General features: G+C 56.4%; 19 protein-coding genes. 16 read left to right on the top strand and 3 right to left on the bottom strand.

Going from position 1 to position 17319, the window contains the following annotated elements:
- Window positions 1-1276: gamma-glutamyltransferase (locus RTK32_RS07685; RefSeq protein ID WP_312042880.1), on the bottom strand; the 1276-nt coding region annotated here is incomplete at its 3' end.
- 182 nt (window positions 1277-1458) lie between these two features.
- On the opposite strand from RTK32_RS07685, the gene hpxU reads away from it, so the two are divergent.
- The 9 genes from hpxU to uraH all read left to right on the top strand — a co-directional run bounded on the left by hpxU (window position 1459) and on the right by uraH (window position 8773).
- Window positions 1459-2298: a MurR/RpiR family transcriptional regulator HpxU gene (gene hpxU, locus RTK32_RS07680; RefSeq protein WP_312042879.1), complete on the top strand. Its 840-nt coding sequence runs from the start codon at window positions 1459-1461 to the stop codon at window positions 2296-2298.
- Between the two features lie 250 nt (window positions 2299-2548).
- Window positions 2549-3328 carry a transporter substrate-binding domain-containing protein gene (locus tag RTK32_RS07675; RefSeq protein WP_312042878.1) on the top strand — a complete coding sequence of 260 codons (780 nt, stop codon included), beginning with the start codon at window positions 2549-2551 and terminating at the stop codon, window positions 3326-3328.
- A gap of 10 nt (window positions 3329-3338) precedes the next feature.
- Window positions 3339-4004 (top strand): amino acid ABC transporter permease, encoded by a 666-nt coding sequence (locus tag RTK32_RS07670; RefSeq protein ID WP_312042877.1) that lies wholly within the window; start codon window positions 3339-3341, stop codon window positions 4002-4004.
- On the top strand, window positions 4004-4660 hold the full coding sequence (locus tag RTK32_RS07665; protein ID WP_312042876.1) for an amino acid ABC transporter permease: 657 nt from the start codon (window positions 4004-4006) through the stop codon (window positions 4658-4660). The genes RTK32_RS07670 and RTK32_RS07665 overlap by 1 nt, the downstream gene beginning before the upstream one ends.
- Window positions 4641-5378 carry an amino acid ABC transporter ATP-binding protein gene (locus RTK32_RS07660; RefSeq protein ID WP_312042875.1) on the top strand — a complete coding sequence of 246 codons (738 nt, stop codon included), beginning with the start codon at window positions 4641-4643 and terminating at the stop codon, window positions 5376-5378. Before RTK32_RS07665 ends, RTK32_RS07660 begins: the two co-directional genes overlap by 20 nt.
- Window positions 5379-5407: 29 nt before the next feature.
- Window positions 5408-6646 carry an alanine--glyoxylate aminotransferase family protein gene (locus RTK32_RS07655; protein WP_312042874.1) on the top strand — a complete coding sequence of 413 codons (1239 nt, stop codon included), beginning with the start codon at window positions 5408-5410 and terminating at the stop codon, window positions 6644-6646.
- Window positions 6646-7929, top strand: coding sequence for an allantoate amidohydrolase (hpxK, locus tag RTK32_RS07650; protein WP_312042873.1), 1284 nt, complete (start codon window positions 6646-6648; stop codon window positions 7927-7929). Before RTK32_RS07655 ends, hpxK begins: the two co-directional genes overlap by 1 nt.
- The gene (gene uraD / locus RTK32_RS07645; RefSeq protein WP_312042872.1) at window positions 7919-8413 is read left to right on the top strand and encodes a 2-oxo-4-hydroxy-4-carboxy-5-ureidoimidazoline decarboxylase; all 495 of its coding nucleotides are present in this window, start codon (window positions 7919-7921) and stop codon (window positions 8411-8413) included. Before hpxK ends, uraD begins: the two co-directional genes overlap by 11 nt.
- A 24-nt stretch (window positions 8414-8437) precedes the next feature.
- Window positions 8438-8773, top strand: a complete 336-nt coding sequence (gene uraH / locus RTK32_RS07640; RefSeq protein ID WP_312042871.1) for a hydroxyisourate hydrolase — start codon at window positions 8438-8440, stop codon at window positions 8771-8773.
- 98 nt (window positions 8774-8871) lie between these two features.
- Here the strand turns inward: uraH and RTK32_RS07635 are convergent, their stop codons facing one another.
- The gene (locus RTK32_RS07635) at window positions 8872-9639 is read right to left on the bottom strand and encodes an amidohydrolase (protein ID WP_312042870.1); all 768 of its coding nucleotides are present in this window, start codon (window positions 9637-9639) and stop codon (window positions 8872-8874) included.
- On the bottom strand, window positions 9627-10787 hold the full coding sequence (locus tag RTK32_RS07630; protein WP_312042869.1) for a pyridoxal phosphate-dependent aminotransferase: 1161 nt from the start codon (window positions 10785-10787) through the stop codon (window positions 9627-9629). The genes RTK32_RS07635 and RTK32_RS07630 overlap by 13 nt, the downstream gene beginning before the upstream one ends.
- A 143-nt stretch (window positions 10788-10930) precedes the next feature.
- Here RTK32_RS07630 and RTK32_RS07625 point away from each other — a divergent pair, with 143 nt between their 5' ends.
- The 7 genes from RTK32_RS07625 to carB all read left to right on the top strand — a co-directional run.
- Complete coding sequence (locus RTK32_RS07625) at window positions 10931-11542, top strand: methylthioribulose 1-phosphate dehydratase (protein ID WP_312042868.1); 612 nt, start codon at window positions 10931-10933, stop codon at window positions 11540-11542.
- Window positions 11539-12225, top strand: coding sequence for an acireductone synthase (mtnC, locus tag RTK32_RS07620; protein ID WP_312042867.1), 687 nt, complete (start codon window positions 11539-11541; stop codon window positions 12223-12225). Before RTK32_RS07625 ends, mtnC begins: the two co-directional genes overlap by 4 nt.
- Complete coding sequence (locus RTK32_RS07615; RefSeq protein ID WP_312042866.1) at window positions 12222-12764, top strand: acireductone dioxygenase; 543 nt, start codon at window positions 12222-12224, stop codon at window positions 12762-12764. Before mtnC ends, RTK32_RS07615 begins: the two co-directional genes overlap by 4 nt.
- Before the next feature lie 285 nt (window positions 12765-13049).
- A complete protein-coding gene (locus tag RTK32_RS07610) occupies window positions 13050-13211 on the top strand; it encodes a hypothetical protein (protein WP_312042865.1) in 162 nt (53 codons plus the stop codon).
- A 40-nt stretch (window positions 13212-13251) separates the two neighbouring features.
- Window positions 13252-14067: a 4-hydroxy-tetrahydrodipicolinate reductase gene (dapB, locus tag RTK32_RS07605; protein ID WP_312042864.1), complete on the top strand. Its 816-nt coding sequence runs from the start codon at window positions 13252-13254 to the stop codon at window positions 14065-14067.
- Between the two features lie 456 nt (window positions 14068-14523).
- Window positions 14524-15666: a glutamine-hydrolyzing carbamoyl-phosphate synthase small subunit gene (gene carA, locus RTK32_RS07600; RefSeq protein ID WP_409451074.1), complete on the top strand. Its 1143-nt coding sequence runs from the start codon at window positions 14524-14526 to the stop codon at window positions 15664-15666.
- Between the two features lie 14 nt (window positions 15667-15680).
- On the top strand, window positions 15681-17319 hold a 1639-nt coding region (gene carB / locus RTK32_RS07595), incomplete at its 3' end, for a carbamoyl-phosphate synthase large subunit (RefSeq protein ID WP_312042862.1).

The raw sequence follows: 17319 nt of genomic DNA, 5'->3' as shown, positions 1-17319 counted from the left end.
CGCCGCCCATCGACCCATACACCATGGTACGGCCGTCATTCAGGCGTGCGGCGGCAGGATTAAGCGTATGGAATGGCTGCTTACCCGGCGCTAAAGCCAGCAGATGATCGGGATCCAGACTGAACGCTGCTCCGCGGTTTTGCCAGGTGATCCCCGTACCGGGGAGCACCACGCCGCTGCCGAACTCGTGATAAATGCTCTGAATAAAAGAGACGGCCAGGCCGCTGCTGTCCATAACGCCCATCCATACGGTATCGCCCGGCCCTTTGCCGGTGCCCCAGTCGGCTGCCCGGCTGTCGCTGATTTGCCTCGCCAGCGTTTCCAACTGGTCAGAGTCAAGCAATGCCTGCATTTCTTCGCGCATATGCAGCGGATCGGTGATATGGCGGTCGCGCAGGCCGAAAGCCAGCTTGGTCGCCTCCACGATACGATGGATGGTCTGCACCTCGTCTGCTTCTGCCATCTTCAGGTGATTGGTAATCCCTAAAATGGCCAGCGACACCAGGCCCTGAGTGGGCGGCGTCATATTAAAAACGTCGCCGTATTCGTGTCGAATGCTTAACGGCTTACGGCGTTTCGCCTGATGCTTATTCAGATCTTCCAGCGTAATTGGCATGCCAAGCGCTGACATTTCAGCCGCCAGCCGGGTAGCCAGCGAACCGCGGTAAAAGCTGTCGAGGCCTTGTTCCGTCAGGAGAGCCAGTGTGTCTGCCAGCGCGGGTTGAGTAAAACGGCTACCCGCTCGCGGCACCTCGCCATCCGGCAGGAAAGCAGCGGCGAAACCCGGTTGCGCCGCGAGTTCATGATATTTGCTGGCGGTAGCCGAGGCCTGAGACCGGGTAACAGGAATACCGTCTGCCGCATAGCGGATGGCATCCGCCAGCAGGCGCGCAACGGGCATCTCGGTGCCGCTAAATTCTTTCGCTACGGTCAGCGCTTCCGACCAACCGCTGACCGTTCCGGCTACCGTCAACGCTGATTTTGGCCCGCGATGGGGAATGGTGGCCGCACCCTCATAAAAAGCAAAATCGGCCAGCGATCCGGCCGCGCCACTGGCATCAATAGCAATGGGATCGCCCTGAGGCGGGACAATCAGCCAGAAGCCGTCGCCGCCCAGGCCGTTCATATGGGGATAAACGACGGCTATCGTAGCCGCTGCCGCAACCATAGCTTCAATCGCGTTGCCGCCTTCGCGCAGAATGGCCAGCGCGCTGACGCTGGCGAGGTGATGGGGTGTTACGGCCATGCCAAGCGGAGCGAGATTACTTTGTATCATCACGTTCTCATTTTCAGGGGCAGAGAAAAAAAGGAAGCAAGAGCTGTTCCAGGTTGTCAGAGTTGGCAGGGGCAGGTGTCGAAAAAGGGCGCCAGCAACAAAGCTCATGCGGAGCACTTCCCCCCAGGCACGTTATTTGTATAAGTTATCTTCTCTGAAACAAAAGTTACAAGGTCCCTGCCATGAAGCAGCTTGATGAGCGCCTGAAAAACCATTATCCCCAGCTTTCGCCTCAGGAACAGCGCACGGCCGATTTCATCTTCGATCACTTTGACGATCTGATTAGCTATAACAGTGCCGAGCTGGCGAGGCTCAGCGGCGTCTCTAAAGCGACCGTCAGCCGCTTATTCAAGCGTCTTGGCTATGAGAAATACCGCGATATGCGTGACGAATTACGCACGCTGCGTCAGAGCGGGATGCCGCTGACCGATAACCGCGATGCGGTACAGGGCAACACGCTGCTGGCTCGTCATTACAAACAAGAAATGGCGAATCTGACGCAGTGGGTAAGCCAGCTGGATGCCGGGCAGTTCAGTGAGGTGGTGCAAAGGCTGGCCTCCAGCAGGCGCATCTTTATTGTCGGAATGCGCAACTCCTGGCCGGTAGCGCTGCATCTTCGGCAGCAACTGCTGCAGGCTCGTGGCGAGGTAGCCATCGTGCCGCAGCCAGGGCAGACGCTGGCGGAAGAGTTACCGGATATTACGCCGGACGACGTGGTGGTGGCGATAGCCTTTCGTCGTCGTCCACGCATTATTAAGCCTTTGCTGCAACAGCTGCAGCAGGCTGGCGTGCCCACTCTGGTGATTTGTGAACCGCAGGCGCAGGCGATCCTGTCGTTGGCGACATGGCAGCTTTGCGCACCGCTCGACAGCGTATCCGCTTTCGACAGCTACGCCTGCGCCAACAGCCTGATTAACCTGCTGACCAATGCGCTCCTGCACGAGTTGCTCAGCAAAGGCCGTCAGCGCATTCATCATATTGCCGACCTTTACGGCCAGCTGGACGAGTTAGAACAGCGCTGACAGGGCACCATTTTGGTGCTTTGCTTTATTTAAGGGCATTGCCACAAGCAGAGATAAAGGCTTTTTTACGCTTGTTGGCAGGCTGTTCTCCGTACTGTTTCTGTCGCGCCAACAGGGATGCAAGGCTCTTTCAACGTTCTTTTTGCCCGATTTTTGCGCAGCCCCGTCTTTTTTTGTGTCTGGCACATTAGTTGCAAACGATGAAAAGAAGAATCTTTCGTTTCATGTTGGCTTAACCGGGGAAGAGAAAATGAAAAAAGCGTTACTGGCAATCGCGGTCGCGGTGTTGCTGTTCACTCAGGTAGCACAGGCAGATCAGCTTCAGGACATAGAGAAACGCGGTGTGCTTCGTGTGGCCGTCCCCCAGGACTTTCCTCCTTTTGGATCAGTCGGCACCGAGCTGCAGCCACAGGGTTACGATATCGATATGGCACGCTATCTTGCCAGCCAGATGAAACTTAAGTTGCAACTGGTGCCGGTTACCAGCGCTAATCGCGTGCCCTATTTACAGACGGATAAAGTGGATTTAGTGATTTCCAGCCTGGGTAAAAACCCGGCGCGGGAAAAAGTGATCGCTTTCAGCCGCGCCTATGCGCCTTTCTTCCTTGGCGTGTTCGGGCCGAAAGACGCAGCCCTGAAAGAGGCGGCGGAGCTGAGCGGCAAGTCGATTGGCGTGACTCGTGGCGCGGTAGAGGATATGGCACTGAGTGAGATCGCGCCAAAAGATGCGCAGCTGAAACGGTATGAAGATAACAACACCACGCTGTCTGCTTATTTGTCAGGCCAGGTACAGTATGTGGCAACCGGCAATCTGGTGGTGGCAGCGATTGCGCGCCAGAACGCAGACAAAGCGCCGGTGGCAAAATTTATGCTGAAAGATTCACCCTGTTTTATCGGCATGCGTAAAGGTGAGCCGGCGCTGAAAGCGAAGGTGGACAGCCTTATCGAACAGGCGATCAAAGATAAAACGCTGAGCGGGCTGTCGCAGCAGTGGCTGAAAGCCCCGTTGCCGGCTGACTTCAGCGCGTAAGGGCCAGCCGATGACGGAACAACTCGACTTTTCGGCGCTGCTGCCTTACTGGCCTCAGCTGCTGGCCGGACTCTGGGTCACTATCCAGCTGACCGTGATGGCGACGATAGGTGGCGTGGCGCTCGGTATCCTGGGCGCAGCGCTGCGCAGCGGCCGCCCTTCGGCGCTCAGTCGCCTGTGGGGCGGCTATGTTGAGCTGATCCGCAACACGCCGTTTGTGGTGCAGCTGTTTTTTATCGTGTTTGGCCTGCCGAATCTGGGGCTGAAACTGACCGCTGGCGAAGCGGCGCTGCTGGCGATGTTGATCAACCTGGGCGCCTACAGTACGGAAATTATTCGCGCAGGCATTCAGGTTACACCGCAAGGGCAGTGGGAGGCGGGCCGGGTGCTTGGTCTTACGCGGTCGCAGACGTTTCTGCGCGTGGTGCTGCCGCCTGCCCTGAAGCGTATCTATCCGGCACTGATTAGCCAGTGCATCATCGTGATGTTGGGTTCATCCGTGGTCTCGCAGGTCTCTTATGAAGAGCTGACCTTTGCCGCCAACCTGATCCAGTCGCGTACATTTTTAAGCTTCGAAGTCTATCTGGTCACCACGCTGATTTATCTGGCGTTGTCGATCGCTATGCGTCAGCTGCTGCTGGCAGCCGGACGTAAATGGCTGGGAGGAGCGGCTTAATGACCTCTTTTACCGACTGGGATATTTTGCGCAATTTGCTGCTGGCGGCTCGCTGGACGCTGCTGCTGTCGTTGACCGCTTTTTTTGGCGGCACGCTGGTGGCCATGCCGCTGGTAATGGTTCGCCTGACGCGTCGTCGCTGGCCCAACCGGATGATTAGCGCCTACAGCGCGCTTTTCCAGGGGACGCCTTTGCTGATGCAACTGTTCCTGGCGTTTTTCGGCGTGGCGCTGTTTGGTATTGATGTTTCTCCCTGGACGGCCGCCTCGCTGGCGCTGACGCTTTATACCAGCGCCTTTCTGATCGATATCTGGTTTGGCAGCATTAACGCATTGCCGAAAGGACAGTGGGAAGCCTCGCGCTGCCTGGGGCTGTCGGGAGGACAGACACTGTATCGCGTGGTGCTGCCGCAGGCGCTGCGCATCGGCATTGCGCCGACCATCGGTTTTGCCGTGCAGGTGGTAAAAGGCACTGCGCTGGCGTCGATTATCGGCTTTGTCGAGCTGACCAAGGCGGGCACCATCCTCAATAACGTAACTTATCAACCTTTTAAAGTTTTCGGGCTGGTGGCGCTGGGCTACTTCCTGATCTGCTATCCGCTGTCGCGCTACAGCCAGTACCTGGAGAAAAAATTCAATGCCGCTCATCACCATTAATCAGGTACAGAAATATTACGGCGACAACCACGTTTTAAAAGGCGTGGATCTGGATATTGATATGGGTGAAGTCATCTCGATTATCGGCCGCAGCGGATCGGGGAAAAGCACGCTGCTGCGCTGCATTAACGGGCTGGAAGGTTATCAGGAAGGCAGCATCAAGCTGGGCGGTATGACCATTACCGACCGCGACTCACAGGCACGTGAAATCAGTCGTTCTGTCGGCATGGTATTCCAGAACTTCAACCTGTTCCCGCATATGACCGCGCTGGAAAACGTCATGCTGGCACCGAGGCGCGTGTTAAAAAAGAAAGAGGCCGAATGCCGGGAGCTGGCCGCGCAAATGCTGGAAAAGGTGGGCTTAAGCGAGCGAATGAATTACTACCCGGCCAATCTTTCCGGCGGCCAGCAGCAGCGTGTGGCGATTGCGCGAGCGTTGGCGATGACGCCTAAGGTCTTACTGTGCGATGAAATCACCTCGGCGCTCGACCCGGAGCTGGTAGGCGAAGTGCTGAAGGTACTTGAGCAGCTGGCTCGGGAAGGGATGACGCTGATCTTAGTCACACACGAAATGAATTTCGCCCGTGAAGTGGGCGACCGCGTGGTGTTTATGCATCAGGGCCGTGTCTGGGAGCAGGGAGACAGCAAAAGCGTGTTCGCCAGCCCGCAGACGCAGGAACTGAAACAGTTTATCTCATCGGTGCGTGGCCTGAGCTAAGCGCCGGATCTTTAAGAGAAGGAAACGAAATGGATGTAACCCGCTATCCGCAAATCAATCCGCCGCAGCGCCTGTTGATGGGGCCTGGGCCAATTAACGCCGATCCTCGTGTATTACGCGCCATGTCCAGCCAACTGCTCGGGCAGTACGATCCGGCCATGACTCACTATATGAACGAGGTGATGGAACTGTATCGCGGCGTGTTTCGTACGCAGAACCGCTGGACGCTGTTGATTGACGGCACTTCCCGCGCGGGCATCGAAGCCGTGCTGCTGTCGGCGATCCGCCCTGGCGATAAAGTGCTGGTGCCGGTTTTTGGCCGCTTTGGTCATCTGCTGTGCGAAATTGCTCGCCGCTGCCGCGCAGAGGTTCACACTATCGAAGTGCCGTGGGGCGAAGTGTTTACGCCGGATCGGATTGAAGATGCGATCAAAACCGTGCGTCCCCGTTTGCTGCTGACCGTGCAGGGCGATACTTCCACCACCATGCTGCAGCCGCTGGCCGATCTGGGCGGTATCTGTAAAAAATATGGCGTGCTGTTCTACACCGATGCCACTGCCTCGCTGGCCGGAAACGCGCTGGAAACCGATGCCTGGGGGCTGGATGCGGTCTCTGCCGGCATGCAGAAATGCCTTGGCGGGCCGTCCGGGACATCGCCAGTCACGCTAAGCCCTGAAATGGAAGCGGTGATCCGCAAACGCAAATGCGTGGAGGAAGGGATCCGTACCTCGGCGCATCAGGATGGCGATGACGAGATGATCTATTCCAACTATTTCGATCTTGGAATGATCATGGATTACTGGGGGCCGGAACGGTTAAACCACCATACTGAAGCGACGTCAGCGCTCTTTGGCGCACGCGAATGCGCGCGGCTGATTATGCAGGAAGGCCTGGATAACGGCATCGCCCGCCACGAGCTGCATGGCGACGCGCTGCTGAAAGGTATTCAGGGCATGGGGCTGGAAACTTTTGGCGATCTGAAGCACAAGATGAACAATGTGCTGGGCGTAGTGATCCCGCAGGGCATTAACGGCGATCGGGTACGCAAGCTGATGCTTGAGGACTTCGGCATCGAAATCGGCACTTCATTCGGCCCGCTGCACGGCAAGGTCTGGCGTATCGGCACCATGGGCTATAACGCCCGTAAAGACTGCGTGATGCAGACGCTGAGCGCGCTGGAATCGGTGCTGACCTGGCTGGGATATAAAACGCCGCAGGGTGCGGCGATGCAGGCCGCCTGGGATCGCTACGCCGTCGGGAGCCGCTGATGGAACTGATGAATCTTGCCGCCGCGCAGCAGGCGGCGGCCAGGGTGATGGCACGCTGCGATCGCCTGGCGGCAATCAGCGAAACGCCGGACGCGCTGACCCGTGTTTACCTCTCTCCTGAACATCTTCAGGCCAACAGGCTGGTAGGTGACTGGATGGCCGAGGCTGGCATGCGCGTCTGGCAGGACAGCGTTGGCAATATTTGTGGTCGTTATGAAGGGCAGCAGCCTGATGCGCCCGCGTTGCTGCTGGGATCGCATCTGGATACCGTGCGCAATGCGGGCCGCTATGACGGGATGCTTGGCGTAGTCACCGCGATTGAAGCCGTCCGGGCGTTGCACCAGCAAAATCTGCGGCTGCCGTTGGCTGTGGAAATCGTCGGCTTCGGCGACGAAGAAGGAACGCGCTTCGGCATCACGCTGCTGGGCAGTCGTGGCCTGACCGGCAGCTGGCCGGAAAGCTGGGTCAGCCATCCCGACGGCAACAGTATTACCGTGGCGCAGGCAATGGCTGACGTTGGGCTGGATGCACAGGCCATTGGCGAGGCGGCACGTGAGGTAAAAGATATCGTCGCCTATCTGGAGCTGCATATAGAGCAAGGCCCCTGTCTGGAGCAGGAAGACCTGGCGCTGGGCGTGGTTACGGCAATTAACGGTGCGCGCCGTCTGAACTGTCGTTTTACCGGCGAGGCGGGCCATGCGGGCACGGTGCCGATGACGCATCGTAAAGATGCGCTGGCGGCGGCGGCAGAATGGATGGTTTTTATTGAACAGGCGGCACCAAAGCACGGGCCACAGCTGGTAGCAACGGTAGGCACGCTACAGTGCCAGCCGGGCGCGGTAAATGTGATCCCGGGTGAAGTCGCGCTGAGTCTGGACGTGCGGGGGCCGGAAGATCGGGCACTGGCAGAATTGTTGTCAGAATTGCTGACCCAGGCCGAAGCGATAGCGCTGCGGCGCGGCCTGAGCTTTAGTGCCGAAACCTATTATCAGATCCCGGCCACGCGCTGCGACACAAAGCTTCAGGCGGTGCTGAGCCAGGCGGTCACGGCGGTACAGGGACGCTCGCTTTCTTTGCCCAGCGGTGCAGGGCACGATGCGATTGCGATGGCGGAACGGTGGCCGGTCGGGATGTTATTTGTTCGCTGCGATCGCGGCATCAGCCATCATCCGGCCGAGTCGGTCAGAACGGAAGATGTCGCGAAGGCGGTTCGCGCCTGGACTACAGCGGTCAGTGAGATAGCCATGTCTGCCGGGAGTATCGGAGGTCAGCGTGTCGCCTGAACAGTTTAACCAGGCCCCGGTTGCCGAGGCCAGAAAGCACATCGCCCACTGCGTCGCGCTGGAAAACTGGGTGGAGGGTATGGTGGCCGCACGACCTTTCGCGTCGCTGGACGAACTGCTGCAAACCGGCGAACGACTGGCGAGCGACTGGGACGTTCAGGCGCTGGACAAGGCGCTTTCCGCACATCCACGCATCGGTGAAAAGGCGCGGGGTAGCGACAAAGAGGCCACGCTTTCCAGGGGCGAACAGAGCAGCATGAAAGCGGCTGATGTCGAGTTGAAAGCGGCGCTGCAGGCAGGAAACGCCGCTTACGAACAGCGTTTTGGCCGGGTGTTTTTAATCCGCGCCAAAGGGCGAAGCGCGGCGGAAATGCTGGCCGAGCTGCATCGTCGTCTGGCACATAATCCGCAACAGGAGCAGCAGGAGGCGCTCGGGCAGCTGCGAGAAATTACGCTGCTACGCCTGAAAGAGACGTTTCAATAACCTAAATTTGCAAAGGAAAACGCCATGAGCACGATTACCACCCATATTCTGGATACCGCGCTGGGCAAGCCGGCAAGGGGCGTTGCCGTTTCGCTGGAGCAGAACAGCAGTCAGGGTTGGCTGCCAGTGGCGCAGGGCGAGACCGATGCAGAAGGCCGCCTCAAAGACCTGACCCCCGAGCCGCTGGCACCGGGTCATTATCGTTTAATTGCCGAAATTGGCGACTACTTTGCCGCTGACGGCCGCGACGCGCTCTACGTCAGCGCCCAAATCGATTTTATGCTGTCGGAAACGGGCAGTCATTATCACCTGCCTTTCCTGATTTCGCCATGGTCGTGGTCCACCTATCGCGGCAGCTGACCCCGTTGCTTTGCAGGGCCTGGAGCTGAAGGATGCCAAAAAAAGGCTCGGTAAGCGCGCAGGAAAATCGACCAGGGCCGGAATGTCAGGTCACTTTTTTAAAAAGTAAACTCATCGGCATCGCGCCATGCCGGAAAGCGCTCCCGATATTCCCGCAGCGTCTCCAGCAACAGCTGCGCGTTCAGCACCGCTGGCTGATGCGGTTCGCCAGCCGCCAGGATTTCACCCTGCGGGCTAATGATTCGGCTGTCGCCGCTGTAGCTATGGCCGTTGGCATCATTACCTGTGCGATTACAACCGGCCACATAAGCTTGATTTTCAATAGCCCGCGCCAGCAGCAGCGCCTGCCAGTGCGCCGCTCGTGCTGCCGGCCAGTTAGCGACATACAGCGCCAAATCGTAATCGTTGCGGCTGCGGGAAAACACCGGAAAACGCAGGTCATAGCAAATCTGCGGCAGAATACGCCAGCCGCGAAACGCCACAATCTCACGCTTTTCGCCTGCCAGGTAGTGCTGGTGCTCACCAGCCATACGAAACAGATGACGCTTGTCGTAGCGATGCGCCGTGCCGTTTGGTTCTACCAGTAGAAAGCGATTGACCGCTCCCAAAGGCGTCTGAACGGCAACGCTGCCGCCGATCATCGCGTTTGTTGAGCGAGCTTTATCCTGTAGCCAGGCGATGACACGCGCTTCCGGCAGCGAGCTTTTCGCTGCTTCCATCGCAAAGCCAGTGGTAAACATTTCGGGCAGCAAAATCAGGTCACGGCCTGTTAATCCGGCTAACAGCACGTCAAAAAAACGCAGATTGGCCTCGCCGTCCATCCAGACCAGCGGCTGCTGCAAAACGCTCAGGTTTAAAGCTGACATAGCCGCTCCGCTGCTGCATCCAGCGTGGCTTCCTGTTTAGCGAAGCACAGGCGAATAAGCTTATGGGGGAAAGGCCCGGCACAGAAAACTGACAGCGGGATCGCCGCCACGCCGGCTTCTTTTGTCAGCCATTGACAGAAAGCCACGTCATTCAAATCGGACACGGCGCTGTAGTCGGCCAGCAGAAAATAAGTGCCTTCACACGGCAGGATGCGCAAACGGCTTTTCGCCAGCGCCTGCACAAAACGGTCGCGGCGGGCACGGTAAAACGTTGTCAGTTCGCGGTAATGTTCCGGTTCGGCGTTCAGCATATCGGCCAGCGCCAGTTGCGCAGGGGTGTTGACGGCGAATGTCAGATACTGATGCACCTTGCGCACTTCGGCCGTCAGGGCTGGCGGCGCCACGCAGTAGCCAACTTTCCAGCCGGTCATATGAAAAGTTTTGCCGAACGACGATACGGCAATTGCACGCTCACGCAGCTGGGGGTGTGCCAGCACGCTGGCGTGACCCTCTTTGGCAAAGCAGATATGTTCGTAGACCTCGTCACTCAGCACATAGATTTCCCGATCTTTCACTGCCTGCCACAGCTCGGCGAAATCACTTTTTTGCCAGACCGTGGCGGAAGGATTGTGTGGCGTATTGAGGATAACCAGGCGGGTACGGGGCGTCAGCAGGGCGGCAAATTCTTGCCAGTCGACGCGAAAGGCCGGAGGCTGTAAAGCGATGCGCTTCATCACGCCGCCGGCCAGCGTCACTGCCGGCGCGTAGCTATCGTAGCTGGGATCGAAACAGATCGCTTCATCACCCGGTCGCACCAGCGCGGTGATGGCGGCATATAGCGCCTCGGTGGCGCCTGCGGTTACCGTGATTTCGCTGTTGGCATCGGGGTGATGGCCATAAAGCTCCGCCGTTTTAGCCGCAATCGCTTCGCGCAGCGGCTGCGCGCCGGTCATGGGGGCATACTGATTGGCACCTTCGCTGACATGATGGGCGAGACGCGCTTTCAGATAGTCCGGGCCATCGAAATCCGGGAAGCCCTGAGAAAGGTTAATGGCGTTATGCTGCTGCGCCAGCGCGCTCATTTGCGAAAAAATAGTGGTGCCCAGAGCGGGGAGTTTGCTCTCAGGCGTTATTGAACTCTGGCTCATTATCGGTAACCCTTGCGGAACGTTATGGATATGTTTTAGCCCGTTGCCGCCACTATAGCGTCGATGCTAGTATTTAGCAATCAAGACGCTTAGACGTCTAAACGATAAGGTTATACCGCGCTTAATGCTTGAAAAGGAAGGCTATGACAACATCGCAGTTAGATCAGCTGGTGGCGGCCTGCCACTGGATTGGCGCGAAGGGCTGGGCGCCGGCTACCGGCGGCAATATGTCGGTGCGACAGGACAGCGAGTTCTGCCTTCTTAGCGAATCCGGCAAAGATAAAGGCTCGCTGACCCGCGAGGACTTTATTCAGGTCGCCATCGCTACCAACCATACGCCTTCCGGCCGCAGACCTTCAGCAGAGACAGGATTGCATACGCTGATTTATCGTCTGTTCCCGGAGGCGGGTGCGGTACTGCATACGCACACGGTGAACGCGACCGTGTTATCCAGAATTGAGAAGCGCACTGCACTGGTGCTGCAAGGCTATGAAATGCAGAAAACGCTTGCCGGACAAAGCTCGCATCTGGGTGAGGTTGCCATTGCGCTGTTCGACAACGATCAGGATATTGAGGCACTGGCAAAACGCGTTGAACAGTATGCTGACAGCCATCCGCTGCGCTACGGTTTTCTGCTGCGCGGCCACGGACTGACCTGCTGGGGCAGGGACGTTAACGAGGCGCGTCGGCATCTTGAAGGGCTGGAGTTCCTGTTCCAGTGTGAATTACAGCGTCGACTGTTGGAGGCCAAATGATCCGCGCCATTGTTACCGATATTGAAGGCACCACCAGCGATATACGCTTCGTGCATAACGTGCTTTTCCCCTATGCTCGCCAGAACCTGGCGGCCTTTATGACCGCTTTTCAGCACAGGGAAGAGGTGGCGCAGGTGTTGAACGATCTGCGTGAGGAAATCGCGCAGCCGCAGGCTACGGTAGAGGATCTCATCACCGTGCTGTTCGGGTTTATGGATGAAGACCGCAAATCCACCGCGCTCAAAGCGTTGCAGGGTATGGTCTGGCGCGACGGCTACCTTAACGGCAACTTTACCGGCCATCTCTATCCAGACGTGCTGCCTGCGCTGAAAGCCTGGCAGAAAGACGGGATCGGGCTGTATGTTTATTCATCCGGCTCGGTAGCTGCGCAGAAATTGTTATTTGGCTACAGCGACGAGGGTGATATTACCTCGCTATTCAGCGGCTATTTTGATACGCGCGTCGGGGCCAAGCGCGAAACAGTCTCCTACCGCAATATTGCCGCAGATATCGGTCTGGCGCCGGACGAGCTGCTGTTTTTGTCAGATATTCGTCAGGAACTGGATGCTGCACAGGAAGCAGGCTGGCATACCGTGCAGCTAATCCGTGATGCAGCGGACGACAGCAGCCGACACTCTCAGGTTAACCGGTTTGATCAAATTTCTCTGGAGCCGTTTTTATGAGCGCACTGACCATTTTTACCGACCGCGAAGCGAAAGATCCCATTTGGCAAAGTCACGATGCAGAAGCAATCCGGCAGAAACTGAGCGGAGAAGGCGTACGCTTTGAGCGTTGGGAAGCGGATCGCGATACGGGGGTGGATCCTCAGCCGGAGACGGTGATCGACGCCTATCAGCATGCTATCGATCGGCTGGTGGCGGAAAAAGGCTACCAGAGTTGGGATGTGATCAGTATGCGGGCAGACAATCCGCAGAAAGAGGCGCTACGGGAAAAGTTTCTTGCCGAACATACGCACGACGAAGACGAAGTGCGATTTTTTGTTGAGGGCACGGGCCTGTTTTGCCTGCATCTGGACGGACATATTTATCAAATCCTTTGTGAAAAGAACGATCTCATTTCTGTTCCTGCGGGGACGCCACACTGGTTCGATATGGGGTCTTCACCGCACTTTACCGCCATCCGCATTTTCGACAATCAGGAAGGCTGGGTTGCGAGGTTTACCGGCGACAAGATTGCTGATGCCTATCCGCGCCTGCCGTAAAAGCGAAAACACGGGTTAACGGCAAAATAGCTGGAAATCGCTGTGCAAATGGCGGGAAAAGCCTCAGGTTACAAAATGGCCGGGGCAGGCAAAAGCGTCGGCCTGTCCAGGCAAACACCTCAGACTAACAGGCAAACACCTCATGCCAACAGGCAAACACCTCAGGCCAACAGGCAAACGCCTCAGGCCAACAGGCAAACGCCTCAGGCCAACAGGCAAACGCCTCAGGCCAACAGGCAAACGCCTCAGGCCAACGGGCAGGCACCCTGGGTCGGGTGGGTGAACATGACAAAGTCACAAGGCACAGCATCAGGGCTTGCCGGAGCGGAGCGTTTTTTTGCTCCTTTCCCGGCCTGCCTGATTGGTTTCACTGATAATCTTTCTGGTGCGGCACAAAATTCTTATCCAACCGCTTTTAAGGTGGCGGAGTGGGTAGCGCGTCGTTAACCTGTCTCCGTTTTGTCTATTAAGAATTAAGGGAACCATTATGAAAGAGGCACAGATCCGCCTGGCTATTGTGGGCGCCGCGGGACGTATGGGGCGTCAGTTAATTCAGGCCACTCAGGAAGCGGAAGGCGTTTGCCTGGGAGCAGCCCTGGTGCGCAAAGGCTCTTCTTTGACGGGTGTTGATGCAGGCGAGCTGGCTGGTACCGGTATGCTGGGCGTTAAGGTCAGCGACCAGCTTGTGGCCGATGAGTTTGATGTGCTGATCGATTTTACGCGTCCCGAAGGCACGCTGGAGTATCTGGCTTTTTGCCGTCAGCACCAAAAAGCGATGGTCATCGGCACCACGGGCTTTGATGACGCCGGTAAGGCAGCCATCAACGCGGCGGCAGAAGAGATCGCCATCGTTTTTGCCGCCAACTTTAGCGTAGGGGTCAATCTGGTGCTGAAGCTGCTGGAGAAAACGGCACAGGTAATGGGTGACTATGCGGATATCGAGATTATCGAAGCACACCATCGCCATAAGGTTGACGCCCCCTCCGGCACCGCCCTGGCCATGGGAGAAGCCATTGCAGATGCCATGGACTGGGATCTGAACGAACATGCGGTCTATAGCCGGGAAGGCCACACGGGCGAACGTAAGCCGCAAACTATTGGTTTTGCTACCGTTCGCGCTGGCGATATCGTTGGTGAGCACACGGCAATGTTTGCTGATATTGGCGAACGTATAGAGATAACACACAAGGCCTCGAGCAGAATGACATTTGCAAAGGGAGCTGTCCGTGCGGCAATTTGGGCTATTGGCCATAAAGTTGGTTTATTTGATATGAAAGATGTGCTTAATCTTAATGTTGACTAGCGTTTTTGGTTCAGGTTTTTATAGTTAAGTTATTGTATTTAAGGGTGGATTTTCCACTCTTTTTTATTTTTGTGTGTAAATGGATATTTAAAGTGATATTCTATTAATAATTAGTATTTTTTGATGTTATATCCCTTTTTTAAGTGAATGCTTTGTTAATTTTGACCATTTGGTCCACTATTTACCGCACCTTGCCGCTTTTTTCTTTTCATTTGGTCAGGCAACCGTTTTTATCATCGTGATAGTTGCTGTTTTTGCTGTCTATCATCCCCTTTTAACGCCAGTGGCGCAAAAAACAATGAAAAAGTACGCTTCAGGGTGGACATCAGCCGGGGCGATCATTAGAATGCGCGCAATTTGCCAAAAATCGAACAGGCAGGCAGGTTTGCATTGATCTAAGGGTATCCTATGAATTAATATGCAAATAATGTGACTGTTTATTCTCTGGAGGATGTTTTGATTAAGTCAGCGCTATTGGTTCTGGAAGACGGAACCCAATTCCACGGTCGGGCCATCGGGGCAACAGGAACGGCAGTGGGTGAAGTTGTTTTCAACACTTCAATGACCGGTTATCAAGAAATCCTCACTGATCCTTCCTATTCTCGCCAGATTGTTACCCTCACTTATCCCCACATCGGCAATGTCGGCACCAATACCGCCGATGAGGAATCTGCTCAGGTTCATGCTGAAGGCCTGGTTATCCGTGACCTGCCGTTAATCGCCAGTAACTTCCGTAATGAAGAAGGGCTTTCCGCTTACCTGAAGCGTCTTAATATCGTCGCCATTGCGGATATCGATACGCGTAAGCTGACTCGCCTGCTGCGTGAAAAAGGGGCGCAAAACGGCTGTATCATCGCGGGCGATGCGCCTGATGCCGCGCTGGCGCTGCAAAAAGCCAAAGCTTTTCCGGGGCTGAAGGGAATGGATCTGGCGAAAGAAGTCACCACTAAAGAAACCTATAAGTGGTTGCAGGGCAGCTGGACGCTGGATGGCTTGCCCGCGCCGAAGAAAGAAGAAGAACTGCCTTTCCACGTGGTGGCGTATGACTACGGCGTGAAGCGCAACATCCTGCGTATGCTGGTAGATCGCGGCTGTCGCCTGACGGTGGTGCCGGCACAAACGCCAGCGGAAGAGGTGTTGAAGATGAACCCGGACGGGATCTTCCTCTCTAATGGCCCGGGCGATCCGGAACCTTGCGACTACGCTATCGCCGCGATTAAAACTTTTCTGGAAACGGAAATTCCGGTGTTTGGCATCTGCCTGGGCCATCAGCTGCTGGCGCTGGCAAGTGAAGTAAAAACCGTGAAGATGAAGTTGGGGCATCACGGTGGCAACCATCCGGTGAAAGATCACGACAACAATACCGTAATGATTACCGCGCAGAACCACGGTTTTGCCGTAGACAATACCAACCTGCCAGCGAACCTGCGTATTACCCATACCTCGCTGTTTGATCACACGGTGCAGGGCATTCATCGTACGGATAAGCCGGCGTTCAGCTTCCAGGGCCATCCTGAAGCCAGCCCGGGCCCGCACGACGCCGCACCGCTGTTCGATCACTTTATCGAACTGATCGAAGCCTACCGTTCAAATAAATAATCAGGAGCGAAAGAATGCCAAAACGTACCGATATAAAAAGTATCCTGATCCTGGGCGCGGGTCCGATCGTCATCGGCCAGGCCTGTGAATTTGACTACTCTGGCGCGCAGGCCTGCAAAGCACTGCGCGAAGAGGGCTACCGCGTTATCCTGGTGAACTCCAACCCGGCGACCATCATGACCGACCCGGAAATGGCCGATGCGACCTACATCGAGCCTATTCACTGGGAAGTGGTACGCAAAATTATTGAGAAAGAGCGGCCGGATGCCGTGCTGCCGACCATGGGCGGCCAGACCGCGCTGAACTGTGCGCTGGAGCTGGAGCGTCAGGGCGTGCTGGCTGAATTCGGCGTGACCATGATTGGCGCCACGGCAGATGCGATTGATAAAGCGGAAGACCGTCAGCGTTTCGATAAGGCGATGAAGAAAATCGGCCTCGAAACCGCGCGTTCTGGCATTGCCCATACCATGGACGAGGCCCTGAAAGTGGCTGAAGACGTCGGCTTCCCCTGCATTATCCGTCCGTCCTTTACCATGGGCGGCAGCGGTGGCGGTATCGCTTACAATCGCGAAGAATTTGAAGAGATTTGCGAGCGCGGTCTGGATCTGTCGCCTACTAACGAGCTGTTGATTGATGAATCGCTGATCGGCTGGAAAGAGTATGAAATGGAAGTGGTGCGCGACAAAAATGATAACTGCATCATTGTCTGCTCCATTGAAAACTTTGACGCAATGGGCATCCATACCGGTGACTCTATCACCGTAGCGCCTGCGCAAACGCTGACCGACAAAGAATACCAGGTCATGCGTAACGCCTCAATGGCGGTTCTGCGTGAAATCGGGGTGGAAACCGGCGGCTCCAACGTGCAGTTCTCGGTCAATCCGGAAAATGGCCGTTTGATCATTATCGAAATGAACCCGCGCGTTTCCCGCTCCTCGGCGCTGGCATCCAAAGCGACCGGCTTCCCGATTGCGAAAATCGCCGCCAAGCTGGCCGTCGGCTATACGCTGGACGAGCTGATGAACGATATCACCGGTGGCCGTACGCCAGCCTCGTTTGAGCCTTCTATCGATTACGTGGTCACGAAAATCCCTCGCTTTAACTTTGAAAAGTTTGCGGGTACTAACGACCGCCTGACTACGCAGATGAAATCGGTGGGCGAAGTGATGGCCATTGGCCGTACCCTGCAGGAATCGATGCAGAAAGCGCTGCGCGGCCTGGAAGTGGGCGCACACGGATTTGACCCGAAAGTTGACCTTAATGATGCCGAAGCGCTGACCACTATTCGCCGCGAGCTGAAGGATGCTGGCTGTGACCGCATCTGGTACGTGGCTGATGCGTTCCGCGCGGGGATGTCCGTGGACGGCGTCTTCAACCTGACCAATATTGACCGCTGGTTCCTGGTGCAAATCGAAGAGCTGGTGCGCCTGGAAGAGCAGGTCGCTCGCGAAGGCATCAACGGCCTGACCGCCGATTTCCTGCGGACACTGAAGCGGAAAGGCTTTGCCGATGCGCGTCTGGCGGTGCTGGCTGGCGTCGCCGAATCAGAAGTACGCAAGCTGCGTGAGCAGTATAATCTGCACCCGGTTTATAAGCGCGTGGATACCTGTGCGGCGGAATTCTCTACCGACACCGCCTACATGTACTCCACTT

The sequence above is a fragment of the Erwinia sp. genome (assembly GCF_031978025.1).
Classification (GTDB): Bacteria; Pseudomonadota; Gammaproteobacteria; order Enterobacterales; family Enterobacteriaceae; genus Erwinia.
This window is presented reverse-complemented; position numbering and strand designations above follow the sequence as displayed.

Excerpts from the sequence above, each read along its gene's own strand:
- hpxU (WP_312042879.1), top strand. The coding sequence starts at position 1,459 with ATGAAGCAGCTTGATGAGCGCCTGAAAAACCATTATCCCCAGCTTTCG.
- RTK32_RS07675 (WP_312042878.1), top strand. The coding sequence starts at position 2,549 with ATGAAAAAAGCGTTACTGGCAATCGCGGTCGCGGTGTTGCTGTTCACT.
- RTK32_RS07670 (WP_312042877.1), top strand. The coding sequence starts at position 3,339 with ATGACGGAACAACTCGACTTTTCGGCGCTGCTGCCTTACTGGCCTCAG.
- RTK32_RS07665 (WP_312042876.1), top strand. The coding sequence starts at position 4,004 with ATGACCTCTTTTACCGACTGGGATATTTTGCGCAATTTGCTGCTGGCG.
- RTK32_RS07660 (WP_312042875.1), top strand. The coding sequence starts at position 4,641 with ATGCCGCTCATCACCATTAATCAGGTACAGAAATATTACGGCGACAAC.
- RTK32_RS07655 (WP_312042874.1), top strand. The coding sequence starts at position 5,408 with ATGGATGTAACCCGCTATCCGCAAATCAATCCGCCGCAGCGCCTGTTG.
- hpxK (WP_312042873.1), top strand. The coding sequence starts at position 6,646 with ATGGAACTGATGAATCTTGCCGCCGCGCAGCAGGCGGCGGCCAGGGTG.
- uraH (WP_312042871.1), top strand. The coding sequence starts at position 8,438 with ATGAGCACGATTACCACCCATATTCTGGATACCGCGCTGGGCAAGCCG.
- RTK32_RS07635 (WP_312042870.1), bottom strand. The coding sequence starts at position 9,639 with ATGTCAGCTTTAAACCTGAGCGTTTTGCAGCAGCCGCTGGTCTGGATG.
- RTK32_RS07630 (WP_312042869.1), bottom strand. The coding sequence starts at position 10,787 with ATGAGCCAGAGTTCAATAACGCCTGAGAGCAAACTCCCCGCTCTGGGC.
- RTK32_RS07625 (WP_312042868.1), top strand. The coding sequence starts at position 10,931 with ATGACAACATCGCAGTTAGATCAGCTGGTGGCGGCCTGCCACTGGATT.
- mtnC (WP_312042867.1), top strand. The coding sequence starts at position 11,539 with ATGATCCGCGCCATTGTTACCGATATTGAAGGCACCACCAGCGATATA.
- RTK32_RS07615 (WP_312042866.1), top strand. The coding sequence starts at position 12,222 with ATGAGCGCACTGACCATTTTTACCGACCGCGAAGCGAAAGATCCCATT.
- RTK32_RS07610 (WP_312042865.1), top strand. The coding sequence starts at position 13,050 with ATGACAAAGTCACAAGGCACAGCATCAGGGCTTGCCGGAGCGGAGCGT.
- dapB (WP_312042864.1), top strand. The coding sequence starts at position 13,252 with ATGAAAGAGGCACAGATCCGCCTGGCTATTGTGGGCGCCGCGGGACGT.